Raw genomic sequence first — 26,360 nt, forward strand, 5'->3', positions numbered from 1 at the left:
CGACGGTGTCCAGGGTCGACGGTCGACGAGCGCTGGGCGAGCCAGGTCGGGCTGCGCGTAGGTTTCCTCCATGGACGCCGTCTCGTACGACCGATCCGAGCACGTCGACGCGCTCGATGAGCGCATCATCCACTGTCTCCAGGTGGCCGGACGAGCACCGTTCGCGGTGATCTCCGAGGTGCTGGGCGTCTCGGAGCAGACGGTCAGCCGGCGCTACCGACGCCTGCACGGTGCCGGGCTCATCCGGGTCGTCGGCCTCGTCAACCCGGTGCCGATGGGCCAGACCGCCTGGGGCGTACGCCTGCGGTGCCGGCCGTCCGCGACGCTGGAGATCGCGCGGGCGCTGGCCCGGCGTGACGACGTGTCATGGGTGAGCATCGCTGCGGGCGGCACCGAGGTCATCTGCGTGCTGCGGGCGCGCTCGGACGCCGACCGCAACGCCCTGATGCTCGACCAGCTGCCCCGGACAGCACAGGTGCACGGCATCGACGCGTTCGCCTACCTGCACGTGTTCCGGGCGTCGACCACCAACGACTGGCGACTCGGCGAACGGTTCCTCAGCGACCAGGACACCGCTCGCCTGGTCGCCGCCCAGCCGGCGTACGACGGGCGGCTCGACAGCCTGAGCCCTGAGGACGAGGCGTTGGTCCAGGTGCTGGGGAGCGACGGGCGCGCGTCGTACGCGAGGTTGGCCGCCGCCACCGGGTGGAGCGAGGGACGGGTGGCCCGCCGGCTCGCCCAGCTGATCGGCGCGGGCCTGATCTACCTCGACGTCGACCTGGTGATGCCCCGGCTCGGCATGACCACGTCGGCGCTGCTGAGCCTGAGCGTCGAGCCCGCCCACCTCGCGGCGATCGGGGAGGCGATGGCCCGGCACGACCAGGTGGTGTTCGTGGGGGCGACGACCGGGCGCTCCAACCTCGGCGTCAACGTGGTGTGCCGGTCGGCGGACGAGCTGTACCGGTTCGTCACAGCGGACCTCGGCTCGCAGACCGGCGTCAGCCACGTCGAGACGACGCTCATCGCGACGACACTCAAGCAGGCGGGCTCGGCGCTCGAGGACGGCCGTCTGGCGCTGCCCGTGTCGCGCCGCTGACCGCGCGCCTTGACCCTGACACTGTGTCAGGGTCTTGGGTGGAGCGCAGGAGGTGAGCGAATGACCACGGACACCCTGCGGCTCGCCCGCGCGCTCGAGCACCGCGACCCGTCGCTGCGGCTGCGGGCGGCGATGACGGCGGGGACGCGGCCCGAGGTGACGTACGCCGACGTGCTCGTCGCCCGCAGCGCCGTCGAGCCCGACTTCTTCGTGCGCGAGATGCTGACGTGGGCGCTCGTCCGGCTGCCCGCCGCGGCAACCGTGCCGTTGCTCGTCGCCGAGCTGAGCCGCGATGTCGCTCAGGCGCGCAGCCAGTCGCTGCACTCGCTGTCGAAGATCGGCGACCCGACCGCCTGGCCTGCCGTGCGGACCCTTCTGCACGAGACCGATGACGACGTGGCACGCGCCGCGTGGCGGGCAGCCGTCGTACTCGCGCCGGAGGCCGAGAAGCACTGGCTCGCAACGCAGCTCGCCGCTGAGCTCGGACGCGGCGGGCGTGAGGTCCAGCTCAGCCTGAGCCGCGCGCTGATCGCTCTCGGCGAGCTTGTCCTGCCCGTGCTCGACGCCGCCGGTCGGTCCGACGACCCGGTCGTGCGCGCGCACGCCGAGGCGTCCGAGCGGCTGTTCCACGACCCCGAGGGTGGGTTCGAGCTCGCGCTCGACCTGGCCACCCGCGCCGCGATCGGGCCACCGCCGGGGGAGGGCGGCTGATGCTGATCGGCGAGGTCGCCCGACGCTCAGGGGTGAGCGTGCGGATGCTGCGTCACTACGACCGGCTCGGTCTGGTCACGCCGAGCGAGCGCACGTCAGGTGGCTACCGCGAGTACGCCGAGGCCGACGTCCGCAGGCTCCTGCACGTCGAGAGCCTGCGGGCGTTCGGGCTGACCCTGGAGCAGGTCGGACGGGCGCTCGACGAGGACGACTTCTCGCCGATGCGGCTGATCGACGACCTGGCCGCGCGGACGCAGGAGCGCATCGACGCCGAGACCGAGCTGCTGGCCAGGCTGAAGCACCTGCGCTCGACGTCGACCGAGACGTGGGGCTCGGCGCTGCAGGTGATCGGGCTGCTGCGGGCGGTCGAGTCGGGGTCGGGTGCCCGGCGTACGCACGCGCTGCTCACCCACGGTGACGCCGACCTGCCGGCCGACGCGCTGGCCGAGCGCCTGCTCGCCGAGGACGACCCCAACGTCGCGGGCACCCTGCTGTGGGCGCTCGCGCGGGCTGACGGTCACGGTCTCGCAGTGCTGACGCGCGGACTGGGGGCGGACGACGTCGTCGTACGCCGCCGGGCCGTGCGTGCGCTGTCCTCGCTCGTCGACGACGAGTCGGTCGCGACGCTGCTGCCCGGGCTCGACGACGCGGACGTGCAGGTGGGCGAGACCGCCGCCCTCGTGCTCGGCCTCCACGGTCGACCCGAGGCGCTGCGTCCGCTCGTGCAGATGGTGGTGTCCGGGCGCCGGGACGTCGAGGCCGCCGAGGCGCTGGGCGCGCTGGCTGGTTCGGACCTGGGCGCTGCGGGTGTGGTCGAGGCTCTCCTCGGTGCGGCGACGTCGGTCGCCGAGGCCGGACGGCCGAGCGCTCGACTTCGCGTGACGCAGGCGCTCGCCGAGATCGACCACGCGGAGGCCACCGGCGCGCTCCGGTCGTTGGCCACGGACACCGACCCGACGGTCGCAGCCACAGCAGCAGGGGTGCTGAAAACCCGGTGAGGCACCGTGCCGTGTCTGCCTACGGTGGCGAGCATGGTGGACGCCGCTTTCGCTGACCCGCGCCTGGCCCGGCTCTACGACGTGCTCGATCCCGACCGCAGTGACCTGGATGTGTACGCCGCTCTGCTCGACGATCTCGGAGCGTCGTCGGTGCTCGACATCGGTTGTGGCACAGGCACGTTCGCGTGCATGCTCGCGTCGGCCGGTCTCGACGTGATCGCCGTCGATCCTGCGCTCGCCTCGCTCGACGTCGCCCGTGCCAAGCCGTACGCCGACCGCGTCCGCTGGGTGCACGGCGACGCCACCGCTCTGCCGTCCGTGCAGGTCGACGCTGCGACCATGACCGCCAACGTTGCGCAGGTGTTCGTCACGGACGAGACGTGGCGGGAGACGCTGGCGGCGGCGTACGCGGCACTGCGACCCGGTGGGCACCTGGTGTTCGAGACCCGGGTGCCGGCGTACCGGGCGTGGGAGTCGTGGACCCGTGAGGTGTCGTACGCCGAGGCGCCGGGCGACGGGGTGGACGAGACCTGGTTCGATCTGCTGGACGTGACGGGCGACCCCGACGCTGTCAGCGCTGGGACGCCGCTGCTCGTGACGTTCTGTGGCACGGTCGTGCTGACCTCGGGGGAGCGCTTGTCGTCGACCTCGACGTTGCGATTTCGCTCGCGGGTCGAGGTCGAGTCCTCGTTGGCCGCAACGGGATTCGAGATTGTCGACGTGCTGGACGCGCCGGACCGGCCGGGCCGTGAGTGGGTCTTCGTCGCCCGCCGCCCTTGACTCCTCGAGAGGCAAACCGATCGCCGACAGGCAAACCCTGGTGGTGTGCCTTTCGGTGAACGGTTCGCCTCTCGACGATAGGAGCGCAGCGCGAGGAGGAGCGGAGGGTCAGGCCAGGACGTCGACCTGGTCGTGGTCGGACAACGACGACGCCAACGACGCGAGGTGCTGACGCGTGTCGCCGTACGTGCGCTCGATCGCGGTGAGGCGCGTCGTGAAGTGACCGACGGCGTACTCGGCGGTCATGCCGATGCCGCCGTGCAGCTGGATCGCCTCCTGCCCGATGTGGCGTCCGGACTGGCCGACGACGACCTTGGCGCGTGACGCGGTGGCCGAGTCACCAGGGTCGTCGGCGATCGCCATGGCCGCGAAAAGCGTTGTGCTGCGGGCGAGCTCGAGCGAGACGTACATGTCGGCGGCGCGCTGGGTGAGCGTCTGGAACGTCATCAGCGGCACCCCGAACTGCTTGCGCGTCTTGAGGTAGTCGAACGTCATCGTCGACGCGGCGTCCATCGCGCCGAGCGCCTCGGAGCACACCGCGATGATGCCGAGGTTGACGGCGGCGGCGAGCGCAGTGGCACCGTCAGCAGGCCCGACGAGCTGTGTCGCAGCCGAACCATCGAACGTCGCGATCCCGTCGGCGAACGACGGTGCCTCGACCAGGAAGAGCGCGAGCCCACCGTCGGCGGCAGCGGGTACGACGAGGTGGGTGGCCGCGTCGGCGTACGGCACCGGCCCCTTGCTGCCGGTGAGCGTCCAGGAGTCACCGGATCCGGATGCGTGCACCGACGACGAGGCCAGTGACCACCCGCGGCCGGGCTCGGCGAGCGCCGGCACCACCAGCGCCGAGCCGTCGACGAGGGAGCTCAGCAGGTCCGAGCTCGCTGCAGCGAGAACGGAACCCGCGACCAGGGCGTCGGCGTACGCCGTCTGCACGCCTGCGTGGCCGAGCTCGGTCGCGACGAGAGACACCTCGACAGCGGACGCGCCGAGGCCGCCGGCGTCCTCGGCGAACGGCAGGCCGAGCGCGCCGACCTCGGCCAGGGCCGACCAGGTGTCGGGGTCGTGCGGGGCAGGGCCGACGGGGACGTCGCCCTCGCCGTGCTGGGGCGCGCGTCGGGCCGCCAGCTCACGCACCGCGTCGCGCAGCGCCTTCTGCTCGGAGTCGATCGAGAAGTCCATGTCAGCTCAGCCTTTCAGCCCGAGGATCCCGGACGAGATGACCTGACGTTGCACCTCGTTGGACCCGCCGTAGATGGATGCCTTGCGGAAGTTCAGGTAGGTCGGTGCGGCGAGCCCCGTCCAGCTGTCGTCGCCCCAGGCCAGACCAGCCGGGCCGGCGATGTCGACGATCAGCTCGAGCACGTCCTGCTGCAGCTGCGACCCGCGCAGCTTGAGGGTCGAGGACGCCGGATCGGGTTTGCCCTCGCGCGAGTTGGCGGCGACGCGCAGCACGGTGAGCTCCAACGCCATCACCTGCGCCTCGAGCTCGGCGATGCGCGCGGCGAGCAGCGGATCGTCCAGCAGCGTGCCGGTGTCGGTCTGCACCGAGCCGGCGTGCTCCTTGGCCTCGGCGAGCTTGCGCTTGATCGAGCCGACCGGAGCGACACCGACGCGCTCGTTGCCGAGCAGGAACTTGGCGTAGTCCCAGCCCTTGTTGACCTCGCCGACGAGCTGGTCGGCCGGCACGCGCACGTTGTCGAAGAAGACCTCGTTGACCTCGTGCCCGCCGTCGATGAGCTGGATCGGACGGATGTCGACGCCGGGCGTCGACATCTCGATCAGCAGGAACGAGATGCCCATCTGCTTCTTGGGGGCGTCAGGATCGGTGCGGACCAGCGCGAAGATCCAGTCGGCGTGCTGGCCGAGCGTGGTCCAGGTCTTCTGCCCGTTGACGACCCACTCGTCACCGTCGCGCACGGCTGTCGTACGCAGGGACGCCAGGTCCGAGCCCGCGTCCGGCTCGGAGAACCCCTGGCACCACCAGATGTCGAGGTTGGCGGTCGGAGGCAGGAACCGGTCCTTCTGCTCCGTCGACCCGAACGCCGCGATCACCGGCCCGACCATGTTGGCGTTGAACGCCAGCGGGGGAGGGACCGAGGCGGCCTGCATCTCCTGCAGGTAGATGTGCCGCTGCAGCATCGACCAGTCGGAGCCGCCGTACTCGACGGGCCAGTGGGGTACGGCCAGGCCCTCGGCGTTGAGGATGCGCTGTGCCGTGCGGATGTCGTCGGGGTCGGGCTCACCCCCGGCGGCCCACCGGTCGCGCAGGTCCTGCGGGACCTTGCTCGTGAAGAACTCGCGCATCTTCTGCTGGAAGGCTGCGTCGTCGGGGCTGAGCCGGTGTTGCATGTGCACACTCCGTCCGCTGAGGTCTGGATCACACCGCATCCATCGTGCCATCCGGGCATTTCTCGTGAGCGGTGCCTCTCGCGTACCGTTGAGCGGCTGTCACCGCGACTTCCGGAGGTCCCCCGATGCAGCGCACGATGCTCAAGTCGAAGATCCACCGCGCCACCGTGACGCAGGCCGACCTGCACTACGTCGGCTCGTTGACCGTCAGCAAGGACCTGATGGACGCCGCTGATCTGCTGCCCGGTGAGCAGATCGACATCGTCGACATCGACAACGGCAACCGCCTCACGACCTACGTCATCGAGGGCCCGGTCGACTCCGGCGTCATCGGCATCAACGGTGCGGCCGCCCGGCTCATCAGCCCCGGCGACCTGGTCATCATCATCAGCTACGCCGTGGTCGACGACGCCGAGGCACGCACCCTGCAGCCGCGCATCGTGTTCGTCGACGAGGACAACCGCATCGCCGAGGCCGGCACCGACCCGGCCCACGTGCCCGACGGTGTCGCCGACCTGCTCGACCCGCGCCTGGACGCCCACGGCCCGGACGCGGTCCACCGCCCCCGCACGCTGCACCCCTGACCGTACGCCGACCGCTCCGGCTGGTCGAATCCCTCCCGCCGGTCGAGCAGACGAGCCGCTGCTCCGCCGGTCGAGTAAGCGCCAGCCCTGCGTCAGAACTGAGTCCTGGTGGTCTGACGCAGTTCGAACTCGGTCAGATCACCAGGACTCAGTTCTGACGGGGCTGGGCCAGCTGGCGCGACTGCGCGACCAGCCGGTCCTCCCCGTCCCAGTCCTGGCCGGTCGCTGCTCCGCTGAGCCGTATCGAGACCAGGTGCGCGCGGTCACCTGGTCTCGATCGCGTCCTCGGCTAGCGCCTCGGACTACTCGACCAGCGGTGGGTGCGAGCGCGCGGCCCTACTCGACCGGCGGTGAGGGCCGGCCGTCCTCGACGCGCACAGTCCTCTCGGACTCCACTGCTGGACAGTCCCGGTGGTCGAGGAACACCGCCACCTCGCTGGTCGAGCAGGCGAGCCCCACAGGGCGAGCCGTATCGAGACCCGTTCCGGCCCTACTCGACCAGCGGAGCGGCGTACGACCCGTGGTGGCTCAGCCGACGGGTGTGAAGTCGCGCGACCCCAGGAACGAGGGCCGGGGCGACGGCGCGGCGTACGGCTCGACGCAGGTGTTCTCGACGCTGTTGTAGACGATGAACACGTTGGAGCGCGGATACGGCGTGACGTTGCCGTTGGAGGCGTGCATGCAGTTGGAGTCGAACATGATCGCTCCGCCGGCGCGCCCCTCGAGCACGTCGATGCCGTAGTCGCCCGCGAACGCGCTGAGCGTCTCGTGCGCCGGCGTCCCCGCGCCCTGCATCACCAGCGAGCTCTTGTAGTTGTCGTCCGGCGTCGGCCCGACGCACGACACGTAGCGGCGGTGCGAGCCGGGCATGATCATCAGCGGTCCGTTGAACGAGTAGTTGTCCGTCAACGAGATCGAGATGCTCACCGCGCGCGGCGTGGGCATGCCGTCCTCGGCGTGCCAGGTCTCGAAGTCGGAGTGCCAGAAGAAGTCCTTGCCCGTGAAGCCCGGCTTGGCGTTGACACGGCTCTGGTGGATGTAGACGTCCGACCCGAGGATCTGCCGCGCGCGCCCGACCACACGAGGGTCGCGGGCGATCGCCCCGAACACGTCACTGCTCAGGTGGACGTCGAAGATGCTGCGCACCTCCTGCGACGCCGCCTCGATGACGGTGCGTTCGTCAGCACGCACCTGCGGGTCGGACGATATCCGGGTGAGCTCCTGACGCATCGACGCCAGCTCACCGTCACTGATGAGCTGGTCGATGAGCAGGTAGCCCTTGTCGTCGAAGTGCTGCAGGGTGCCGGCGTCCAGCGGTCCGTCCGCTGGTCCGCCGTGCACGACGGGGCCGTGGCGGTCGATGACCCGACCGTCACTGTCGAGCCGGGTGGGGTAGGTGTCCGTCGGCGATGCCAACGTGGTCACTGCGTCCTCCTGGTGTCGAGTTGTTTCCTTTCAGAAGCCGTGAGTCCTGTTGCAGGGCAACAGGACTCACGGGGGAGGGGAACCAGACCGGATCAGACGGCCGCAGGCTCCTCGCGGATCAGGGGGTACACGCCGTTCTCGTCGTGCACCTCACGGCCGGTGACCGGCGGGTTGAACACGCACGCGCAGTGGATGTCCTCCTCGACCTTGACCGTGTGCTTGTCGTGCTTGTCGAGCAGGTACATCGTGCCGGGGCCGAGGGGGAACTCCTCGCCGGTGTCGCGGTTGAGCAGCGTGCCCTTGCCGGCGTACACGTAGACGCACTCGACGTGGTTGGCGTACCAGAACTCCGACTCGGTGCCCGCCTTGAGGTGGGTGTCGTGGAACGAGAAGCCCACGCCGTCCTTGGCGAGCACGAACCGGCGGCTGCGCCAGTTGCCGTGCTCGACGTCGTTCTCGGTGCCGTCGAGGTCGTTGAGGTTGATGACCTTCATGAAAGTCCTTTCAGATCAAGAAGATTCGCGGGTACGACGGTCGGTTCAGGACGCGGCGAGCGCGGGTTCGCGCTCGGTGTCCTCGGTGACCGTCGGGATCGCGCGGGCGCTGGTCGAGGCCGACGGGTGCAGGACCGCGCTGGCGGCGTCGACCAGGATCTCCAGGCCCTCGGCCATCTCGGCCTCGGTGATCGTCAGGGCCGGCATGACCTTGACGACCTCGCTGCTCGGGCCGGAGGTCTCGACGAGCAGGCCGCGCTCGAACGCCGCAGCCTGGATCTTGCCGGCGACCTCGGTGTCGGCGAACGCGACACCGGTGAGCAGGCCGCGGCCGCGCAGCGAGGCGCCCTCGGTGCGGGCGATGATGCGCTGCAGGCCGTCGCGCAGCTGCTCGGCGCGCGCGGCGATGTTCTGCTCCAGCGCGTCGTCGGCCCAGTAGGTCTTCAGCGCGGCGGTCGCGGTGACGAACGCCGGGTTGTGGCCGCGGAACGTGCCGTTGTGCTCGCCGGGCTCCCACTGGTCCAGCTCGGGACGCATCAGCGTGAGCGACATCGGGAGGCCGTAGCCGGAGATCGACTTGGACAGGCACACGATGTCGGGCTCGAGGCCGGCCTCCTCGAAGGAGAAGAAGCGACCCGTACGACCGCAGCCGGCCTGCACGTCGTCGACGATCAGCAGCACGCCGTGGCGGCGGCACAGGGCCTGCAGCTCGCGCAGCCACACGGTGCGTGCGGCCTTGAGGCCGCCCTCACCCTGGACCGTCTCGACGATCACGGCGGCCGGGATGTCCAGGCCGGAGCCGCTGTCGCTCCAGGTGCGGTCGAGCCACATGAAGTCGGCGGTCTCGCCGTCGAAGTAGTCGTCGTACGGTGCGGTGTTGGAGTGGTAGAGCGGCGTGCCGGCGCCGGCGCGCTTCATCGAGTTGCCGGTGACGGCGAGCGAGCCGAGCGTCATGCCGTGGAAGGCGTTGGTGAAGCTCACGACGTCGGAGCGGCCGGTGCACTTGCGCGCGATCTTCAGCGCCGTCTCGACGGCGTTGGTGCCGGTCGGGCCGGGGAACTGCACCTTGTAGTCGAGGTTGCGCGGCGTGAGGATCAGGTCCTGGAAGGTCTGCAGGAACTCCCGCTTGGCCACGGTGTAGGTGTCGAGCGAGTGCACGACGTGGTCGCCGCCGAGGTACTCGACCAGGTACTTCTTCAGCTCGGGGTTGTTGTGCCCGTAGTTGAGCGCACCGGCGCCCGAGAAGAAGTCGACGTAGCGCTTGCCGTCCTCGGTGAACTGGTGGACGCCCTGCGCGGTGTCGAACACGGCCGGCCACTCGCGGCAGTAGCTGCGGACCTGCGACTCGCGTGTCTCGAAGATCGTGGTGTCAGGGGTGGTCATGGGTCATTCCTTCCGGAGAAGCGGGCAGTGCAAGGTTCGGGGCGGCGTACGCCGGGAGCGGCGCTCGCCGAGGGACGATCAGCGCAGCGGGCCGATGCGGTAGAGGCGCTCGGCGTCGTGGTCGTCCGGGAAGTGCGCGGACTCGAACAGGTCGTGCCGGCTGATCGACGCACCGCGCTCCTGCGCGAAGCGGGTGAACAGGCCGATCGAGGCGGCGTTGTCGTCGGTGATGGTGGTCTCCATCGTGGTGACGTCGCCGACCTGGTCGGTGAGGGCCTGCAGCATGCGCAGGGCGATGCGCTGACCGCGGTAGGCGTCGTCGACGGCGACCTGCCAGATCATCAGCGTGTGCGGTGCGTCGGGGCGCACGTAGCCGGTCACGAAACCAGCGGGCGAGCCGTCGACCTCGGCGAGGATCGACGTACGGGCGTAGTCACGAGCCCACAGGAGGTAGGCGTAGGACGTGTTGACGTCGAGCGTCTTGGAGTCCGTGGCGATCCTCCACAGCTCACCGCCGTCGGCCACAGTCGGCGGCCGGAAGGCGGTCGTCGTGCTCGGGGTCGAAGGGGCGATGGGCGTCAGGATGGCGCTGCTCACGCTCCATGAACGTAACGACTCTGCAGCAGTTATCAACCTGGCGGCGCCGATTCATGGGACGACACGCCGAGCGGGGCGTACGGGACGAAGTGCCTGTTTCGTCCGGTATCTCGGGCGATTCTTGCGATCGGCGCGCTCTGCTCAAAATATTTCGAAATTGTTTCGGTCGGCCGTCCCGCCTGGCGGGCGGCCGCGGTGAAATGTGGCGCAGGTCACGGGCGTAACGCTCGCGGGTGGCGCGGCGATGTGATCCGCCTCGGTCGTCGCCGAGCGCCGAACGGCCCCCGGCGAGCGAGCTCACCGGGGGCCGTCAGCGGGTGGTCTGGCGTCAGGAGACGCTGACCGCGGTCCAGGCCGCGGCGACCGTCTTGCTCTCGGTGCTGTCGGCGCCGTAGAGCGTGTCGGAGGCCTTGATCATGCCGGCGCGCAGGTCGGCGTACGACATGTTGCTCGTGCCGTAGTCCTTGATCGCGTTGTACCAGATCGCTGCCGCCTTGTCCCGGCCGATGCCGGTGACGGTGCTGTTGTCGCAGGTCGGGCTGTTGCCGAACTCCGACTCACCACTGCCGTTGGCCAGCAGGAAGAACGCGTGGTTGCCGACACCGGAGGTGTAGTGCGGGTCCTCGTTCTGGCCGGCGGAGGTCCAGCAGTCCTGCGACGCGCCGTCCTTGGACGGCTCGTCCATGTAGCGCAGCGGCGTGCCATCGCCGTTGATGTCGATCTCCTCGCCGATCAGGAAGTCCGGCTTGTCGACGGCGCTGTTCTCCTTGAACTCCACCATCGTGCCGAAGACGTCGCTGTTGGCCTCGTTGATGCCGCCCACGTCACCGGAGTAGCCGAGGTCGGCGAGCGCCTCCGAGACGCCGTGCGACATCTCGTGGCCCGCGACGTCGATCGCGACCAGCGGGGCGTTGTCGCCCTGGCCGTCGCCGTACGTCATCTGGCTGCCGTCCCAGAACGCGTTGACGTAGCCACTGCCGTAGTGGACGCGCGAGGGCACACCCTTGCCGTCGTCGAAGATGCCGTTACGGCCGAAGGCGTCCTTGTAGTAGTCCCACGTGGAGGCCGCACCCGCGTAGACGTCGACCGCGGCGCTGGCGCGGTCGTTGTTGGTGCCGTCGCCCCAGGCGTTGTCCTCGTCGGTGAAGACCTCACAGCTGCCCGACTCGGAGTTGTTCATGTCGCAGGCGGTGTTGCCGCCGTGGTTGAGGTCGGTCATCGAGAAGGTGCCGTCGGACTCGGTCGTCGACAGCGTCACGTCGCCGAGGAAGATCGACTTGCCGGTGCCCTCGGCAGCGACACCCTTCGTGGGCTTCGCAGCCGACTTCGCCGCGCCGGGCGTGCCGACCGAGGCCCAGCTGACGGTGCGCAGGGTGCTCGGCGCCGTGGTCGTGAGGGTGGCCGACGTGTGGATGCCCTTGCGCGCCATGGCGGCCTTGGACGTGGTCGCCGACATGAGCGACGTGACCATCTCGGTCGAACGGATCGTCTTGCCGCTGTGGGCGTCGACGAGCACCGCCTTGTGGCTCGGCGTGATGCCGTCGGCCTGGACGCCGGTCACGACCGTCATCCACGCGAGGGCCGGCTTGGCGCCCTGGGCGTCGACGACGAGCATCGGCGTGGTCGCACCGTTGACGTCGTACGACCGCGAGGAGCCCGCGGCCGTCGTACGCGCCGTCGCGCCGGCGACCGTGGCCGTGGTGCTGACCGCGATGGGCGCCTGCTGCGCGACGCTCTGGCCGAGGACCTTGCCCGACTTGGAGTGCACGACGAAGTCGCCGCCGATGACCGGCAGGCCCTGGAACGTGCGGTGGTAGCGCGCGTGCTGCGCACCGTCCTTGGACGTCGTGGTGCGCACCAGCTGGTAGGAGTCGCCGGCTGCGCCCTGGATCGCGGCGGTGTCGTTCTTCAGGTACGACGACACGGCGGCCTGGTCGGTCGGCGCCGTGTCGTCGGTGGCTGCCGCGTGGGCCGGGGCCGAGGCGAGCGAGCCGAGCGCGATGAGCGCCGAACCGGTGAGCGCGATGTGCTTCTTCCTCATATGAGGTTTCCTCTCTGGGTGTCTGCCCTGTCCACCCCGGTACTGCTGGTCCCCCGAGGTGTCCGGCCGCTGGAGGCGGCCGGGGCAGTGGCAACTCTCACTGTGTCCGGGTCGTGGACGCGCCGGTATGCCAGAGGGCCATGCCTTCCTTGCGGAGTCTTGGTGTGCGGCAAAGGAGTTCAAGACCCGCTGCCGGGCAGCCATGCCTACGGTCAAGAGCGATGGAGATCGAGCTGCGACACCTGAAGCTGGTACAAGCGGTCGGCGAGCTGGGCAGCGTGTCCCGTGCGGCGGCTGCGCTGAGCACCACGCAGCCGGCGGCGACGCGACAGCTGCGCCGGATCGAGGACTCCCTCGGCAGCCGACTGTTCGAACGATCGCCCGACGGCATGACCCCGACGCCGGTCGGCGAGATGGTCCTCGCTCGCGCCCAGAGCGTGCTGACGGCGGTCGAGACGTTGTGCGCCGACGCCGACCAGAGCAGCGGGCCGCCGAGCGTCGTGACGATCGGGGCGCGTACCGGCTCGCCGCTGATCGCGATGGCCGAGTGCCTGGACGTGACGATGCCCTCCACCCGCGTCGTGCTCGAGAGCGAGACGCGGATGCAGACGCTCGTCGACATGCTCGGTGCAGGTCTGCTGCACGCAGCCGCGGTGAGCGAGTTCGTCGGGTGGGAGGTCGACCTGCCCGCCGGCGTCGAGCGGCACACCATCACGGTCGAGCCGGTCTTCGTGGTGATGGCGCGTCATCACCCGCTGGCAGCGCACGACGAGCTGCGCGTGGCCGATCTCGCTGACCAGCGGTGGGTCGTCGAGCCCAGTGACATGGACCGTGAGATCGACGTCTTCACCGAGGCCTGCGCACGCGCCGGCATCCGACCGCACGTCGAGCACACGCTGCGAGGTGCGGCGGCCCTGGCGTTCATCCGTGACGGCAGCCGCCTGGGGCTGTGCTACCCGACCGCGCGCTTCGACCGGCTCGTGACCAGGCCGATCGCGGACTGTCCCGTGCGGGTGCGCCACCTGCTGCTCACCGGGGCTCGCAGTCCGCTCGCGCGCCAGGGCGCCCGGCTCGCCCGCGCGATCCGTGACCGGCTCGACGCCGAGGCCAGGCACGTCGAGTCGTACGACGCGTGGCTGGAGCGGCAGCACCCGCTGACGTCCGTGGTCTGACCGACGACGAACGGGACGGCGTCGAGGGCCCGCTCGCGCGTACCAGCAACATCCGCCCCTGTGGTGACGATTGTCGCTACGGTCGACGAACGGGTAAGAACGTTTCGGCGGTCGCGTCGGGACAGGGAGGTCGGAGGACCGATGCACACGAAGACAACAGTGGTGGCCGGTGGGCTCGTCGCGGCTCTGGCGCTGGCCGCATGCGGGGGCGGCACGGGCGCGGGCGACTCGGGGGCGACCGGTGGTGGCGCGTCCGGCTCGGGCGGCTCCGGCTCGGGTGGCAAGACCATCAAGCTCGTCGCGGCCGAGTACTCCAAGGACAACACCGCGAAGTTCTGGAACCAGTTCAAGACGAAGTACGAGGCCAAGACCGGCAACAAGCTCGAGGTCCAGATCGTCAGCTGGGACACCATCGACCAGACGTCGAGCACGATGATCCAGAACAACAACGCACCGGACATCCTCAACCTCAACGCGTACGCGTCGTATGCCAAGGACGACCTGCTCTACAGCGCCGACGACGTGCTCTCGCCCACCGCGAAGGCCGACCTGCTCCCGGCGTTCGTCAAGAGCGGCACCTACAAGGACAAGATGTACGGCATGCCCGACCTGTCGTCGGCGCGCGCGTTCTTCTACAACAAGGCCCTCTTCACGAAGGCCGGCATCGCCTCGCCGCCCAAGACGTGGGCCGAGTTCGAGGCGGACGCCAAGAAGATCAAGGCTCTCGGCAAGGGCGCCATCGGCTATGCGCTGCCGCTCGGCCCCGAGGAGTCGCAGGGCGAGTTCTCGATCTGGACGTTCAACAACGGCGGCACCTGGAAGAACGGCGACACCTGGGCCATCAACTCCGACAAGAACGTCAAGACGCTGGAGTTCATGAAGAAGCTCGCCGTCGACGACAAGGTCACCCAGAACAACCCCGGCAAGACCAACCGGCAGCAGGCGTTCGACCTGTTCAAGTCGGGCAACGTCGGCATGGTGGTCGGGTTCTCGCCGCTGGCCGCGGACCTCGACAAGGAGAAGAAGGTCGACTACGGCGTCGCACCGATGCCGACCGCCGACGGTGGCACGCCCAAGACGTTCGGTGTGACCGACTACCTGATGGCGTTCAAGAAGCCCGGCAACCAGCAGGCCGTCAAGGACTTCTACGACCTCTACTACTCCAAGGACCAGGTCAACCAGTTCATCAAGGCCGAGGGCTTCCTCCCGGTGACCAAGACCGGCCTGGACTACTTCAAGAACGACGCCAAGCTCAAGGTCTACCTCGACACGCTGCCCAACATCCAGCTCACGCCGACCGACGACCCGGCCTGGGACAAGGTCAAGCTCGCCGTGCAGCAGAACCTCGGCTCGGGCGTCGGGCCGAGCGGTGACCCGAAGAAGACCCTCGACTCCCTGCAGAAGACTGCGGAGAGCTCGAGCTGATGGCGACGCCCTCCGGGGCCGTGACGTCCTCGGACGCCGCGGCCCCGGCGCCAGCCCGCCCGGCGCGACGGCGTCGTCGTACGGTCGGGCAGCGCGCCTCCTTCGGATCGGCCCTCCTGTGGCTCGGGCCCGCGCTGCTGCTCATCGCGGGCGTGGTCGTCTATCCCGCGATCGCGCTGGTGCAGGCGTCGCTGAGCCGGTTCTCGGTCACCGGCCTGCGCCTCGGCGGCGCGGGCGCGGACAACTACCGCCACGTGCTCGACCACCCCGACCTCGGCACGGTGCTCACCAATACCGTCATCTGGGTCGTCGCGGTGGTGGCGCTGACCGTGCTGATCAGCCTGGCCGTGGCGCAGTTCCTGACCAAGGAGTTCTTCGGGCGCCGGCTGGTGCGGTGGGCGCTGATCGTGCCCTGGGCGGCGTCGCTGGTCATCACGGCCAAGACGTTCGTGCTGATCTACGACTTCTACTACGGCACGCTCAACACGGTGCGCGACCACCTCGGGATGTCACCGGTCGACTACCTCGGGAGCGACACCTGGATCCTGCCCGCGATGATCGTCGTCGGCGTCTTCGTGTCGGTGCCGTTCACCGCGTACGTGTTCATCGCCGGGCTCGCGGCGATCCCGGGCGACGTCTACGAGGCCGCCCGTATCGACGGGGCGAGCCCGTGGCAGATCTACCGCCGCATCACCCTGCCGCTGCTGCGACCGGCGCTGATGGTCGCCTCGGTCCTCAACATCATCTACGTCTTCAACTCGTTCCCGATCATCTGGACGCTCAACGACCGCAACCCCGGGTTCTCCCACGACACGACGATCACGTTCATGTACAAGCTGGCGTTCAAGAGCGCCGAGAAGGACGTCGGCATGTCAGCGGCCGCCGGCATCTTCAACGTGCTGCTGATCCTCGTCGTCGTCGCGATCTACCTGAAGGTGACCAGCTGGAAGGAGGAGACGCGATGACCGCGCTCGACGAGGTGCGTGACGTCCGCCCGGTCGGTACGAGCTCGCGCGGCTGGCGCAGCGCGCGCACGGTGCTGCTGCCGTTCGTCGGGCTGCTCGTCGCGCTGGCGTTCCTCGCGCCCTACCTGGTGATGCTGCTCAATGCGTTCCGGCCGAGCGACGACATCGTCCAGGCACCGGGCTCGTTGCTGCCGCGGCGCTGGCAGTGGGACACCTTCTCGCAGGTGCTCGGCGACGAGCGTTTCATCGGCTGGCTCAAGACCTCGCTCATCGTCGCCGGTGCCTCGACCGCGCTCGTCATCGTCGTGGCGATCCCGGCGGCGTACTTCACCGCCCGCTTCCGTTTTCGCGGGCGTACGGCGTTCCTGCTGCTGGTGCTGGTGACCCAGATGTTCTCGCCGACCGCACTGGTCGTCGGCATCTACCGCGAGTGGTTCAACCTCAACATGGTCAACACCTACGGCGCGCTCATCCTCACCAACGCGGCCTTCAACCTGGCCTTCGCGGTGTGGATCCTGCACGGGTTCTTCTCCTCGATCCCGCAGGAGGTCGAGGAGGCTGCCCACCTCGACGGCTGCAACCGGTTCACGACGCTGATCCGGGTGATGCTGCCTCTCACGGTGCCCGGCCTGGTCACCGCGGTGATCTTCACGTTCATCGCGGCCTGGAACGAGTACGTCGTCGCGCTCACGCTGATGATCGACGAGGACAAGAAGCCGCTCCCGGTCGGCCTGACGTCGTACGTGACGGGGTACGAGCAGCACTGGGACCAGCTCTTCGCCGCGTCGATCATCGCGATCATCCCGGTCGTGGTCCTCTTCGCGCTGATCGAGAAGCACCTGGTGGGCGGCCTCACCGCGGGATCGGTGAAGTAGGCCTCCGTCATACTGCACGCCATGCGTGCCGTGTCCCTGACCGTCTTCGTCGCCCTGCTGCTGCTCCTCGCCGGGCACCTGTGCCTGGTCGTGCGCGACGCACTGTTCGAGCGGGTGCTCGGCGACGGGCGGCAGCCTGCGCACGTGGCGATCGGTGACGAGCTGTTATCACCGCGCCGGGTGTTCCTCGCCATGGGCGTCTTCGTGGTCGGCTACATCGCGTTCGTCAACCTCAGCCCCGAGCCTGCGATGACCGTCCCTGCGCTGGTCGTGCTCGGGTTCCTCATCGGCTGGGGCTGCTGGGTGCTCGTACGAGTGGCGTTGCGGCGCAAGGTGATCGGCGATGCGCCGGTGCCGTGGTGGTCCGTCGTACCGCCGGCGCTCGCCGTGGCTGCCGCGTTCGCGTGGTCCGGGATCGCCTGAGAGGGCTGTCTGCTGAGGGTGCCAATATGTATCGGTGACCTCAGGCGCGAGCAGCACGTCCTCGGACGACCTCAAGCCGTGGCCGGCGCTCTACGCGCTGTGCATCGGCTTCTTCATGATCCTGGTCGACTCCACGATCGTGTCGGTGGCGACACCCGCGATCATGCAGGGCCTCGACAGCGACATCAACGGTGTGGTCTGGGTGACCAGCGCCTACCTGCTCGCGTACGCCGTACCCCTGCTCATCACCGGCCGGCTCGGTGACCGGTTCGGGCCCAAGAACGTCTACCTGGTCGGTCTCGCAGTCTTCACGATCGCCTCGGCGTGGTGCGGGCTCACCACGAGCGTCGGCATGCTGGTCGCCGCGCGCGTGCTGCAGGGCCTCGGCGGGGCGCTGCTCGCCCCGCAGACGATGGCCGTGATCACGCGCATCTTCCCGGCCGAGCGTCGAGGCCGAGCGATGGGGTTCTGGGGTGCGGTCGCCGGCATGGCCACCCTGGTCGGTCCGGTCGTCGGTGGCTTCCTCATCGATCACTGGGGATGGGAGTGGATCTTCTTCATCAACGTGCCGGTCGGCATCGTCGGCTTCGTCCTCGCGATGCGCCTGGTGCCGAGGCTGCCGGTGCACTCCCACCAGTTCGACCTGGTCGGCGTGGGGCTCTCGGCGGTCGGCATGTTCCTGCTGGTGTTCGGCATCCAGGAGGGTCAGACGTACGACTGGGGCCAGATCGACGGCATCCTCTCGGTCCCGCTGCTGATCGTGCTCGGCCTGCTCGTGCTGGCGGCGTTCGTGTGGTGGCAGGCGCGGGGAGTCCGTGAACCGCTCGTACCCCTGGTGCTGTTCGCCGACCGCAACTTCAGCCTCGCCAACGTGGCGATCACCTCGGTCGGCTTCGCGATCACCGCGATGGCGTTCCCGTTGATGCTCTACGCCCAGGCCGTACGCGGGATGTCGCCCACGCGGTCCGCGCTGCTGCTCGCACCGATGGCGGTGCTCACCGGTGTGCTCGCTCCGTTCGTGGGGCGCCTGGTCGACCGCATGCACCCGCGCGTGCTCGCCGGGTTCGGGCTCTCGTGCTTCGCGGTCGCGATGGTGTGGCTCGGCGCGATCCTGCGCGAGGGGACGCCGGTGTGGCAGCTGCTGCTGCCGATCGTGCTGCTCGGCGTCGCCAACGGGTTCATGTGGTCGCCGTTGTCGGTCACGGCCACTCGTACGCTCCCGCCCCAGCGCGCGGGTGCCGGCGCCGGTGTCTACAACACGACCCGTCAGGTCGGTGCGGTGCTCGGCAGTGCGGCGATCGCCGCACTGATGGAGTCACGCCTGGCGGCGCACCTCGGGGCTGCTGGATCGGGCATGGGCGGGGGAGCCGAGGGTGGTCAGCAGCAGCTGCCCGAGGCCGTGCGCGCCGGGTTCGCGCGTGCGATGGGTGAGGCGATCTATCTCCCGGGCATCGTGATCTGCGTCGGCGTCGTGGCAGCCCTGCTGTTCCGTAACCCGCACGTGCGGCCGGCTCAGGACCGTCCGGTCGAAGAAGCCGGCTCGCCCGTCGCCTGAGCCCGGCCGCGGACGAGCAACGCGCCCGCACCGAGCAGCGCCACACCCCACGCCGGTGCGACGGTCACGCCACCGAGCGGTACGCCGCCACGGGCGAACGGGTCCGAGAGTCCCGCCGCCGCGATGATCGCGAGACCGGCCGCGCACAGCACCGCACCGATGACACCGGCCCACCCGACCGATGACCAGCGCAGGCGCACCTCGACGCGAGACATGAGGCGTACCAACGGGATCGCGATCGCAGCGGCCAGTGCCAGCCAGACGACCTTGAGCAGCCACCAGCCGCCACTGGCCAGCGCGGGAGTCGGGACACCGCCGCCCAGCAGGAGCGTCGCCGCGAGGAGGTACGCGGTCAGGTGCCACAGGAAGATCGGCATGACGAGCACGTTGACCGCGACCACCGCGCGCCACACCGGGGCGCGGTCGAGCAGGCGCAGCATCATCGGGCGGGCGAGCATCAGCAGACTCACCTGCAGCACGCCGACGAGGACGACGCACACGCTTGGCGGCATCATGTTCGACACGTCCTCGCCGGGCAGGCCGACCATGCTCACGGGGTAGGGGCCGACCTGGGTGACGACGGTGAGTGCCGTGACCGCGGCGGCGGCGACGCCGGCCCAGGCCCGTCGACGTACGCGCGTGAGCGAGCCGTCGGCGTACCAGAACCCGAGCTCCTGGGCGAAGCCGAAGACGGTGAGAAAGCTGAGCATCGAGGCCGCGGGTGCGATGTCGTGGATGCGCAGGACGTCGAGCGCTGCGGACGCGGCGGCCAGGCCGGCGAGCACGGCGACCCGGTGCCGGGTGTGCAGTCGGTACTGCGCGGGTGCGGTCAGCGCGACCAGCACGTACACCGCGAGGAACCACAGCGGCATCGACGCAGCAGTGCTCGCCGAGTCGACCAGTCGCGCGGGTGCGCCGAGGTGGGGGAGGGTCACGGCCAGTGCGAGCCAGACCGGGACGAAGACCAGGGTGGGGGCGAGGACCCGGCGTACGCGACCGGCGATGAAGGCCCGCGCGCGGGTGCGCCCGCTGCGCAGCGCCAGTGCGTTGGTGAACCCCGCCGCGAAGAAGAACACCGGCATCACCTGGGCGAGCCAGGTCAGCGGGTGGGCCCAGGTGGCGACCTCGAGCACGTTGCGCAGGCGCAGGCCGTCGTCGGAGCGTTCGAGGCCCGCCATCGTCCAGTGACCCAGGACGACCGTCAGGACGCTGAGCGCCCGCGCGAGGTCGACGAACCGGTCACGGTCGGCGGGAGTGCGGGCGGCGGCGTCGGCGAGCGAGGGCCGCGGGGCATGTGTCGAGAGCATGCCCCGAAGCCTCGCCCGCCGGGGTGGTGCCGCAGCACCGCAGAACTACGCAGCCGAGCTGCGCAGTGTCGCGTCGATCAGGGGCCGCCGACCGGGTTGTGCACCACGCTGACCGGAATGATGTCTTTGCCGTCCGGGCCGTCGAGGCCCATCTGCGCGGTGAGCTCGGGGTCGACCTCGTGCGGCTGGATCTCGCCGGCGTGGATCTGCTCGGCGAAGTGGCACGCCACCCGGTGGGTGCCCGGGACGCCCGTGAGCTCGACCGTCCGCAGCTGCGGGCGGTCGGTGTCGCACAGGGTGTCCTGCTTCCACGGGCAGCGGGTGTGGAAGCGGCAGCCGGTCGGCGGGTTGGCCGGGCTCGGCAGGTCACCGGCGAGGATGATCCGCTCGCGGCGGTCCTCCTGGCCAGGGTCGGGGACGGGCACGGCCGACATCAGCGCGCGGGTGTAGGGGTGCAGCGGCTCGGCGTACAGGTCGTCGGCCGCACCCTCCTCGACCAGCGCGCCGAGGTACATCACGCCGACGGTGTCGCTGATGTGGCGGACGACGGCCAGGTCGTGCGCGACGACCAGGTAGGTCAGGTCGAACTCCTCCTGCAGGTCCTCGAGCAGGTTGATGACCTGCGCCTGCACCGACACGTCGAGCGCGGAGACCGGCTCGTCGGCGACGATCAGCCGGGGGTTGACGCTGAGCGCGCGGGCGATGCCGATGCGCTGGCGCTGACCGCCGGAGAACTCGTGCGGGTACTTGCTCAGCGCAGCGGGCGGCAGGCCGACCGCCTTGAGCAGCTCGCGCAGGCGCTCGCCGGCAGCCTTGCCGTCCTTGGTGAGCCCGTGCGCCTTCATGCCTTCGAGCAGCAGTGACTCGACGGTCTGGCGGGGGTCGAGGCTGGACATCGGGTCCTGGAAGACCATCTGCATGTCCTGGCGCTTGCGGCGCAGGTCCTCGCCGTTGAGCGACGCCACGTCGACGCCGTCGAAGGTGACGGTGCCGTCGGTGGGCTCCTCCAGGCGCAGCAGCGCGCGGCCGAACGTCGACTTGCCGCAGCCGGACTCGCCGACCAGGCCGTACGTCTCGCCTCGCCTGATCTGCATGTCCATGCCGTCGACGGCGTAGACGTGACCGACGGTGCGATCGAAGATCACGCCGCGCTTGATGGGGAAGTGGACCTTGAGCCCGCGGACGTCGACGAGGACGTCGTCGGGCGTCTCGGCGTCGGGCTCGGGGTTGACCTCGGTGGCCGCGGTCGACATCAGGCCTCCTGCTCGATCGGGTTGTGGCAGCGCAGCAGCCGGGGCGACTCCAGCCCGCCCTCGATCTGCTCCAGCTCGGGCTGCGCGGTCGTACAGGTGTCGATCGCATTGGCGCACCGCGGGGCGAACGCGCACGCGTGGTCCCACGGCAGGTTGTCGGCGACCGAGCCCGGGACCGGGTTGAGCGGCTCACCGCGCGCGGAGTCCAGGCGCGGGATCGAGGCGAGCAGGCCGTGCGTGTAGGGATGGCGCGGCCGGGCGAACAGGTCGTAGCGGTCGGCGCGCTCGACGATGCGACCGCCGTAGAGCACGTTGACCTCGTCGCACAGACCCGCGACCACGCCCAGGTCGTGGGTGATCATGATCAGCGCGGTGTCGGAGTCCTGGACGAGCTCCTTGAGCAGGGCGAGGATCTGCGCCTGGATCGTCACGTCGAGCGCGGTGGTCGGCTCGTCGGCGATCAGCAGCCGCGGCTCGCACGCCAGCGCCATCGCGATGAGCGCGCGCTGCCGCATCCCGCCGGACAGCTGGTGGGGGTACTCCTTCAGGCGCCGGCTCGGGTCGGGGATGCCGACCTTGGCGAGCAGCTCGCGGGCGTGCGGCTCGGCCTCCTTGCGCGACATCCCGCGGTGGCGCTCCATCACCTCCGTGACCTGACGGCCGATCGGGACGACGGGGTTCAGCGACGACAGCGGGTCCTGGAAGATCATCGCGACGTCGCGACCGCGCCGGTCGCGCATCTGCTTGGGCGACAGGGACAGCAGGTCGGTGCCGTCGAAGATCGCCTCACCGCTCACGGTGTTGCCGCGGCTGGGCAGCAGGCCCATGATCGCGAGCGAGGTCACCGACTTGCCGCAACCGGACTCGCCGACCAGGCCGACGGTCTGCCCGGGCTGGACGTCGAAGGACACGTTGCTGACGGCGTGGAAGGGCTCCTCGCCCGAACGCTTGAACGTGACGGACAGGTCACGCACCTGCAGCAGCGGCTCCTTGGCCGTACGCGCGGTGCCCCCGCTCTGGGTCGTGGTGGCAGTCATCGCTGCCTCACCTCCTGCTCTTGGGGTCGAGGGCCTCGCGCAGCGACTCACCCATCAGGGTGAAGCCGAGGGCGGTGACGATGATGCAGCCCGCCGGCCAGAAGGCCAGGTGCGGGAAGGAGTCGAAGAACGCCTGCGACTCGCCGAGCATCTGACCCCACTCGGGCACGTCGTTGGTGGCCGCGCCGAGGCCGAGGAACGTCAGGCCCGCGGCCTCGATGACGGCGGTCGCGAGCACGAGCGTGGCCTGTACGAGCACCGGTGCCAGCGAGTTGGGCAGCATGTGCCGCCGGACGATGGCGCCCCGTCTGACACCGAGCGACCGAGCGGCGAGCACGTGGTCGCTGCTGCGCTGGGCGAGCATCGAGCCGCGCAGGAGCCGCGCGAAGATCGGGATCTGCACGGTCGCGATCGCAATGATCAGGGTGAGGTTGGACGGGTCGCCGAACAACGTGGCGACGGCGGTGGCGAGCAGGATCGAGGGGATCGAGAGCATCACGTCGACGATGCGCATCACCACCGAGTCGACCCAGCCGCCGAAGGCGCCGGCGAGGGTGCCGAGCACCAGGCCGCCGAAGAATCCGGCCAGCGTCGCGGCGAAGCCGATCACCAGGGTCATCCGCGAGCCGTAGACCAGACGCGAGAACAGGTCCCAGCCCAGGCCGCTGCTGTCGGCGCCGAGCAGCGAACCCGGCTCGGGCCCGGGCACCGGGTTGGACGAGCGCGACACCTTGTCGGCGAGGATCCGGTCGGTCGGGCCGTGCTCGGCGATGAGCGGGGCGAAGACGGCGAGCAGGATCACCAGGAGCGTCAGCACGGCGCCGACGATGAAGATCGGGTTACGCCGCAGTCGCCGCCACGCGCTCGCCCACAGGCTGGTGCCCTCGCCACCGGCGACGGCGCCGGCGTCGGCCACCTGGCCCTCGCCTGCGGCCGCCGTGGCGAGCTCGTCGATGCGTTCCTTCTTGCGAGTCATGGGGTTCAAAGAGCTCACGGGGGTCACCTCGTCCGCACGCGGGGGTCGATGACCGCATACATGATGTCGACCAGCAGGTTGATGATGACGTAGCCGGCCGCGGCCATCAGGATGAAGACCTGGATCACGGCGTAGTCCTTGAGTGAGAACGCGTTGGCCAGCGACTCACCGACGCCACCCCAGACGAACACCCGCTCGGTCAGCACGGCGCCACCGAGCAGCGCGCCGATCTGCAGGCCCAGGGTGGTCACCACCGGGAGCATCGCGTTGCGCAGGACGTGGCGGTCGCGGATGGTGCGGCTGGTGAGTCCCTTGGCCTCGGCCGTCCGCACGTAGTCCTCGTCGAGGACGTCGAGCACCGATGCGCGAGTGATGCGGAAGATCACGGCGAACGGGATCGTCGACAACGCGATCGACGGCAGCACGAGATGCTTCAGCGCGTTCCAGGCGGCGTCCCACTCCTGGGTGAGCAGTCCGTCGAGGACGAAGAACCCGGTGACGCGCGTGGCGTCGATGTCGTCCTGGCGTCCCTGCAACGGCAGCACGTGGTACTTGATCGCCAGGAAGTACTTGAGCAGGTAGGCGATGAAGAACACCGGCACGGCCACGCCGATCAGCGAGGTCATGACCGAGGTGTTGTCGAGCCAGCCGCCGCGGCGCTTGGCGGCGAGGAACCCGAGCGGCACACCGAGGACGAGGGCGATGAGGATCGCGCCGAACGAGAGCTCGATGGTGGCGGGCAGTCGCTTGAGGAACAGGTCGAGCGCGTCGGTGCCGGGGAGCACACCCGTGGACGTGCCGAACTTGCCCTGGAAGGCATTGGTCAGGAACGTCCAGTACTGCGCAGGCACCGACTTGTCGAGACCGAGCTGGGCTCGCAGGGCCTGGCGCTGGTCGGCGTTGCAGCGCTCACCGCAGATGGCGTCGACGGGCCCACCCGGCAGCGACCGGGTCCAGGCGAACAACAGGATCGAGAGCACGAACAGCACGCCGATCATCTGCAAGATGCGGCGCACGATGAATCTGAGCACGAGGGCCTCTCCGGGTCACGGGTACGGCTGCGGCGGCGCAGCAGGCGGGGCGCCCGGGTGAGGGCGCCCCGCCTGAGCGTGCGCTACTTCTTGACGGCGGTGGAGAAGTCCTCCGCGGTCAACGGGCTGGGGACGACGCCACTGACGTTCTTGGCGAAGACCAGCGCCGGCGGGCTGGATGAGATCGGCAGGCCGACCATGTAGTCCTTCATGAGCTTGCCCATGAGGGTCTCGTAGGCGGACTTGCGCTGAGCGGAGTCGACGATGCCGTCGGCGTCCTTGATCTCCTTCAGCAGCGTCTGGCCGAACGGGTAGCCGTCGACACCGAACGCGCCACCGGGCGAGCCGAAGAAGTTGGCGACGAAGTTGTCGGCCGTGTTGTAGTCACCGGTCCAGCCCAGGAAGAACGCGTCCGCCTGACCCTGGTCGGTGCTGGTGAGGTAGCCGCCGTTCCACGGCTTGGTGACCGGCTGGACCTTGACGCCGGCCTTCTCCCAGTCGGCCTTGACCGCCTGGAAGACCTTCTGCGGGTCCGGCATGTACGGACGGCTCACCTCGGACGGGTACCACAGCTTGATCGTCGGGTTGGGCTGGCCGGCCTCCTTGAGGAGCTGCTTGGCCTTGTTGACGTCGTAGCCGTACTGGGTGACGCCGCTGTTGTAGCCGTCGACCGTGTCGGGGATCCACTGCGTGGCGACCTTGGCGCCCTCGGGCAGCTGAGCCTTGACGAAGCCCTCGCGGTTGATGGCGTACATCAGGGCCTGGCGGACCTTGAGGTCCTTCAGCGCCGGGTTGGCCTTGGGGTTGAAGCCCAGGTAGAGCAGGTTGAAGGCCGGGCGGATCGCCAGGTTGTAGTCCTTCTTGAGCGTCGGCCAGTCGACCGGGTTGGGCAGGTCGTAGCCGTCGATCGTGCCGGCCTGCAGGGCCTGCCGGCGCGAGGACTCGTCCGGGATGATCTTGAACACGAGCTTGGCGGGCTTGGCCTTCTCACCCGCGTAGGCGTCGTTGCGGACCAGCGTGATGGTCTTGTTGGCCTCGTCGTACTTGTCGAGCTTGAACTTGCCCGTGCCGGTCGGGTGCGACTTGGCGTACTCGGAGTAGGTGTAGCCGTCACCCTGCGGGGTGATCTGGTTGGCCTTGTACTTGTCCATCGCGGTCGGGCTCTGCATCGAGAACGACGGCAGGCCGAGCAGGGCGGGGAACTTCGAGGTCGGTCGGCTGATCTCGAGCACGACCTGGTTGGCGCCCTTGGCCGCGCAGCTCTTGTAGAGCGCCTCGGCCGCACCCTTGGACTTGAAGCCGCCCATGTTGTCGGCCCAGTACGACGCCGCGGTCTGGCCGGCCTCGTTCTGGTCGAACATGCGGGTGAAGTTCTTGCAGACGGCGTCGGCGTTGAACGGCGTGCCGTCGGTGAACTTCACGCCGGACTTCAGGTCGAACGTCCAGGTCTTGCCGCCGTTGGACGGGGTCCACTTGGTGGCCAGGCCGGGGGCGAGGTCGGCGGTGCCGGGCTTGAAGTCGACGAGCGTCTCGAAGATCTGGCGTGCCGGGCGGAACGTCTCGCCGTCGGTGCCGTAGAACGGGTCGAAGCTGGCCGGGGCGCCGGCCGCGCCGAACGTGAACGTGCCGCCACCGGAGTCGCCACTGCTGTCGCCGCCGCTGTCGCGGTCGGAGGATGCGCACGACGCCAGGGCCAGTGCGGCGACACTGGCCGCAGCGATGGCCGAGGCCTTGCGGTTGACCTTCATGGATACCTCTCAGTCCTTCAGCCCCAGGCGCTCGGAGTGCGCGCATGGACCCGTCTTGATGTGGAGTGCGCGCGACACTACCGACCACATGCCGAGACGGGGGCGTTAACGGCGAGCCTTGTCCGAGTTGAG

Annotated in this window: 24 protein-coding genes; 11 read left to right on the forward strand and 13 right to left on the reverse strand. The window is 69.5% G+C overall.

What is annotated here, in order from left to right; translation table 11 throughout:
- The first annotated feature begins 70 nt into the window (after window positions 1-70).
- From VV01_RS03790 to VV01_RS03805, 4 genes are read left to right on the forward strand one after another with little or no spacing between them, the layout of a single operon-like run.
- The gene (locus VV01_RS03790; RefSeq protein ID WP_050668726.1) at window positions 71-1,096 is read left to right on the forward strand and encodes an Lrp/AsnC family transcriptional regulator; all 1,026 of its coding nucleotides are present in this window, start codon (window positions 71-73) and stop codon (window positions 1,094-1,096) included.
- 60 nt (window positions 1,097-1,156) lie between these two features.
- Window positions 1,157-1,807, forward strand: a complete 651-nt coding sequence (locus VV01_RS03795; protein ID WP_050668727.1) for a HEAT repeat domain-containing protein — start codon at window positions 1,157-1,159, stop codon at window positions 1,805-1,807.
- Window positions 1,807-2,805: a HEAT repeat domain-containing protein gene (locus VV01_RS03800; protein WP_050668728.1), complete on the forward strand. Its 999-nt coding sequence runs from the start codon at window positions 1,807-1,809 to the stop codon at window positions 2,803-2,805. Before VV01_RS03795 ends, VV01_RS03800 begins: the two co-directional genes overlap by 1 nt.
- 33 nt (window positions 2,806-2,838) lie before the next feature.
- Window positions 2,839-3,585 carry a class I SAM-dependent methyltransferase gene (locus tag VV01_RS03805; protein ID WP_050668729.1) on the forward strand — a complete coding sequence of 249 codons (747 nt, stop codon included), beginning with the start codon at window positions 2,839-2,841 and terminating at the stop codon, window positions 3,583-3,585.
- Between the two features lie 108 nt (window positions 3,586-3,693).
- Here the strand turns inward: VV01_RS03805 and VV01_RS03810 are convergent, their stop codons facing one another.
- The gene (locus VV01_RS03810) at window positions 3,694-4,767 is read right to left on the reverse strand and encodes an acyl-CoA dehydrogenase family protein (protein WP_050668730.1); all 1,074 of its coding nucleotides are present in this window, start codon (window positions 4,765-4,767) and stop codon (window positions 3,694-3,696) included.
- A 6-nt stretch (window positions 4,768-4,773) separates the two neighbouring features.
- Window positions 4,774-5,937: an acyl-CoA dehydrogenase family protein gene (locus tag VV01_RS03815; protein WP_050668731.1), complete on the reverse strand. Its 1,164-nt coding sequence runs from the start codon at window positions 5,935-5,937 to the stop codon at window positions 4,774-4,776.
- Between the two features lie 125 nt (window positions 5,938-6,062).
- On the opposite strand from VV01_RS03815, the gene panD reads away from it, so the two are divergent.
- Window positions 6,063-6,521: an aspartate 1-decarboxylase gene (gene panD, locus VV01_RS03820; protein ID WP_050668732.1), complete on the forward strand. Its 459-nt coding sequence runs from the start codon at window positions 6,063-6,065 to the stop codon at window positions 6,519-6,521.
- A gap of 528 nt (window positions 6,522-7,049) precedes the next feature.
- On the opposite strand, the gene thpD is transcribed toward panD, so the two are convergent.
- The 5 genes from thpD to VV01_RS03845 form a co-directional block, all read right to left on the reverse strand.
- A complete protein-coding gene (thpD, locus tag VV01_RS03825; RefSeq protein ID WP_050668733.1) occupies window positions 7,050-7,946 on the reverse strand; it encodes an ectoine hydroxylase in 897 nt (298 codons plus the stop codon).
- 92 nt (window positions 7,947-8,038) lie between these two features.
- Complete coding sequence (locus VV01_RS03830; protein ID WP_050668734.1) at window positions 8,039-8,440, reverse strand: ectoine synthase; 402 nt, start codon at window positions 8,438-8,440, stop codon at window positions 8,039-8,041.
- A 45-nt stretch (window positions 8,441-8,485) separates the two neighbouring features.
- The gene (gene ectB / locus VV01_RS03835; protein ID WP_050668735.1) at window positions 8,486-9,823 is read right to left on the reverse strand and encodes a diaminobutyrate--2-oxoglutarate transaminase; all 1,338 of its coding nucleotides are present in this window, start codon (window positions 9,821-9,823) and stop codon (window positions 8,486-8,488) included.
- A gap of 78 nt (window positions 9,824-9,901) precedes the next feature.
- Window positions 9,902-10,420: a diaminobutyrate acetyltransferase gene (ectA, locus tag VV01_RS03840; RefSeq protein WP_231635143.1), complete on the reverse strand. Its 519-nt coding sequence runs from the start codon at window positions 10,418-10,420 to the stop codon at window positions 9,902-9,904.
- A 328-nt stretch (window positions 10,421-10,748) separates the two neighbouring features.
- Window positions 10,749-12,461, reverse strand: coding sequence for a M4 family metallopeptidase (locus tag VV01_RS03845; RefSeq protein WP_050668736.1), 1,713 nt, complete (start codon window positions 12,459-12,461; stop codon window positions 10,749-10,751).
- A 221-nt stretch (window positions 12,462-12,682) separates the two neighbouring features.
- Between VV01_RS03845 and VV01_RS03850 the strand changes: the two genes are divergently transcribed.
- The 6 genes from VV01_RS03850 to VV01_RS03875 all read left to right on the forward strand — a co-directional run bounded on the left by VV01_RS03850 (window position 12,683) and on the right by VV01_RS03875 (window position 18,876).
- The gene (locus VV01_RS03850; RefSeq protein WP_050668737.1) at window positions 12,683-13,633 is read left to right on the forward strand and encodes a LysR family transcriptional regulator; all 951 of its coding nucleotides are present in this window, start codon (window positions 12,683-12,685) and stop codon (window positions 13,631-13,633) included.
- Between the two features lie 141 nt (window positions 13,634-13,774).
- Window positions 13,775-15,058, forward strand: a complete 1,284-nt coding sequence (locus VV01_RS03855) for an extracellular solute-binding protein (protein WP_050668738.1) — start codon at window positions 13,775-13,777, stop codon at window positions 15,056-15,058.
- Window positions 15,058-16,023, forward strand: coding sequence for a carbohydrate ABC transporter permease (locus VV01_RS03860; protein WP_050668739.1), 966 nt, complete (start codon window positions 15,058-15,060; stop codon window positions 16,021-16,023). The genes VV01_RS03855 and VV01_RS03860 overlap by 1 nt, the downstream gene beginning before the upstream one ends.
- Window positions 16,020-16,898 carry a carbohydrate ABC transporter permease gene (locus VV01_RS03865; RefSeq protein WP_050668740.1) on the forward strand — a complete coding sequence of 293 codons (879 nt, stop codon included), beginning with the start codon at window positions 16,020-16,022 and terminating at the stop codon, window positions 16,896-16,898. Before VV01_RS03860 ends, VV01_RS03865 begins: the two co-directional genes overlap by 4 nt.
- A 21-nt stretch (window positions 16,899-16,919) precedes the next feature.
- A complete protein-coding gene (locus VV01_RS03870) occupies window positions 16,920-17,321 on the forward strand; it encodes a hypothetical protein (protein ID WP_050668741.1) in 402 nt (133 codons plus the stop codon).
- A gap of 115 nt (window positions 17,322-17,436) precedes the next feature.
- A complete protein-coding gene (locus VV01_RS03875) occupies window positions 17,437-18,876 on the forward strand; it encodes a DHA2 family efflux MFS transporter permease subunit (RefSeq protein WP_082221164.1) in 1,440 nt (479 codons plus the stop codon).
- Here the strand turns inward: VV01_RS03875 and VV01_RS03880 are convergent.
- The 6 genes from VV01_RS03880 to VV01_RS03905 all read right to left on the reverse strand — a co-directional run bounded on the left by VV01_RS03880 (window position 18,834) and on the right by VV01_RS03905 (window position 26,228).
- A complete protein-coding gene (locus tag VV01_RS03880; protein ID WP_050668743.1) occupies window positions 18,834-20,183 on the reverse strand; it encodes an acyltransferase family protein in 1,350 nt (449 codons plus the stop codon). The genes VV01_RS03875 and VV01_RS03880 overlap by 43 nt on opposite strands.
- 77 nt (window positions 20,184-20,260) lie before the next feature.
- The gene (locus VV01_RS03885) at window positions 20,261-21,436 is read right to left on the reverse strand and encodes an ABC transporter ATP-binding protein (RefSeq protein WP_050668744.1); all 1,176 of its coding nucleotides are present in this window, start codon (window positions 21,434-21,436) and stop codon (window positions 20,261-20,263) included.
- On the reverse strand, window positions 21,436-22,473 hold the full coding sequence (locus tag VV01_RS03890) for an ABC transporter ATP-binding protein (protein ID WP_050668745.1): 1,038 nt from the start codon (window positions 22,471-22,473) through the stop codon (window positions 21,436-21,438). The genes VV01_RS03885 and VV01_RS03890 overlap by 1 nt, the downstream gene beginning before the upstream one ends.
- Window positions 22,474-22,480: 7 nt before the next feature.
- Window positions 22,481-23,449, reverse strand: a complete 969-nt coding sequence (locus tag VV01_RS03895; protein ID WP_050668746.1) for an ABC transporter permease — start codon at window positions 23,447-23,449, stop codon at window positions 22,481-22,483.
- Between the two features lie 23 nt (window positions 23,450-23,472).
- Window positions 23,473-24,480 carry an ABC transporter permease gene (locus VV01_RS03900; protein WP_050668747.1) on the reverse strand — a complete coding sequence of 336 codons (1,008 nt, stop codon included), beginning with the start codon at window positions 24,478-24,480 and terminating at the stop codon, window positions 23,473-23,475.
- An 83-nt stretch (window positions 24,481-24,563) separates the two neighbouring features.
- Window positions 24,564-26,228, reverse strand: coding sequence for an ABC transporter substrate-binding protein (locus tag VV01_RS03905; protein ID WP_050668748.1), 1,665 nt, complete (start codon window positions 26,226-26,228; stop codon window positions 24,564-24,566).
- Window positions 26,229-26,360: the final 132 nt, after the last annotated feature.

The organism is Luteipulveratus halotolerans, from assembly GCF_001247745.1.
GTDB classification, from domain to species: Bacteria; Actinomycetota; Actinomycetes; order Actinomycetales; family Dermatophilaceae; genus Luteipulveratus; species Luteipulveratus halotolerans.

Excerpts from the sequence above, each read along its gene's own strand:
- VV01_RS03790 (WP_050668726.1), top strand. The coding sequence starts at position 71 with ATGGACGCCGTCTCGTACGACCGATCCGAGCACGTCGACGCGCTCGAT.
- VV01_RS03795 (WP_050668727.1), top strand. The coding sequence starts at position 1,157 with ATGACCACGGACACCCTGCGGCTCGCCCGCGCGCTCGAGCACCGCGAC.
- VV01_RS03800 (WP_050668728.1), top strand. The coding sequence starts at position 1,807 with ATGCTGATCGGCGAGGTCGCCCGACGCTCAGGGGTGAGCGTGCGGATG.
- VV01_RS03805 (WP_050668729.1), top strand. The coding sequence starts at position 2,839 with ATGGTGGACGCCGCTTTCGCTGACCCGCGCCTGGCCCGGCTCTACGAC.
- VV01_RS03810 (WP_050668730.1), bottom strand. The coding sequence starts at position 4,767 with ATGGACTTCTCGATCGACTCCGAGCAGAAGGCGCTGCGCGACGCGGTG.
- VV01_RS03815 (WP_050668731.1), bottom strand. The coding sequence starts at position 5,937 with ATGCAACACCGGCTCAGCCCCGACGACGCAGCCTTCCAGCAGAAGATG.
- panD (WP_050668732.1), top strand. The coding sequence starts at position 6,063 with ATGCAGCGCACGATGCTCAAGTCGAAGATCCACCGCGCCACCGTGACG.
- VV01_RS03830 (WP_050668734.1), bottom strand. The coding sequence starts at position 8,440 with ATGAAGGTCATCAACCTCAACGACCTCGACGGCACCGAGAACGACGTC.
- ectB (WP_050668735.1), bottom strand. The coding sequence starts at position 9,823 with ATGACCACCCCTGACACCACGATCTTCGAGACACGCGAGTCGCAGGTC.
- VV01_RS03845 (WP_050668736.1), bottom strand. The coding sequence starts at position 12,461 with ATGAGGAAGAAGCACATCGCGCTCACCGGTTCGGCGCTCATCGCGCTC.
- VV01_RS03850 (WP_050668737.1), top strand. The coding sequence starts at position 12,683 with ATGGAGATCGAGCTGCGACACCTGAAGCTGGTACAAGCGGTCGGCGAG.
- VV01_RS03855 (WP_050668738.1), top strand. The coding sequence starts at position 13,775 with ATGCACACGAAGACAACAGTGGTGGCCGGTGGGCTCGTCGCGGCTCTG.
- VV01_RS03860 (WP_050668739.1), top strand. The coding sequence starts at position 15,058 with ATGGCGACGCCCTCCGGGGCCGTGACGTCCTCGGACGCCGCGGCCCCG.
- VV01_RS03865 (WP_050668740.1), top strand. The coding sequence starts at position 16,020 with ATGACCGCGCTCGACGAGGTGCGTGACGTCCGCCCGGTCGGTACGAGC.
- VV01_RS03870 (WP_050668741.1), top strand. The coding sequence starts at position 16,920 with ATGCGTGCCGTGTCCCTGACCGTCTTCGTCGCCCTGCTGCTGCTCCTC.
- VV01_RS03875 (WP_082221164.1), top strand. The coding sequence starts at position 17,437 with ATGATCCTGGTCGACTCCACGATCGTGTCGGTGGCGACACCCGCGATC.
- VV01_RS03880 (WP_050668743.1), bottom strand. The coding sequence starts at position 20,183 with ATGCTCTCGACACATGCCCCGCGGCCCTCGCTCGCCGACGCCGCCGCC.
- VV01_RS03885 (WP_050668744.1), bottom strand. The coding sequence starts at position 21,436 with ATGTCGACCGCGGCCACCGAGGTCAACCCCGAGCCCGACGCCGAGACG.
- VV01_RS03890 (WP_050668745.1), bottom strand. The coding sequence starts at position 22,473 with ATGACTGCCACCACGACCCAGAGCGGGGGCACCGCGCGTACGGCCAAG.
- VV01_RS03895 (WP_050668746.1), bottom strand. The coding sequence starts at position 23,449 with ATGACTCGCAAGAAGGAACGCATCGACGAGCTCGCCACGGCGGCCGCA.
- VV01_RS03905 (WP_050668748.1), bottom strand. The coding sequence starts at position 26,228 with ATGAAGGTCAACCGCAAGGCCTCGGCCATCGCTGCGGCCAGTGTCGCC.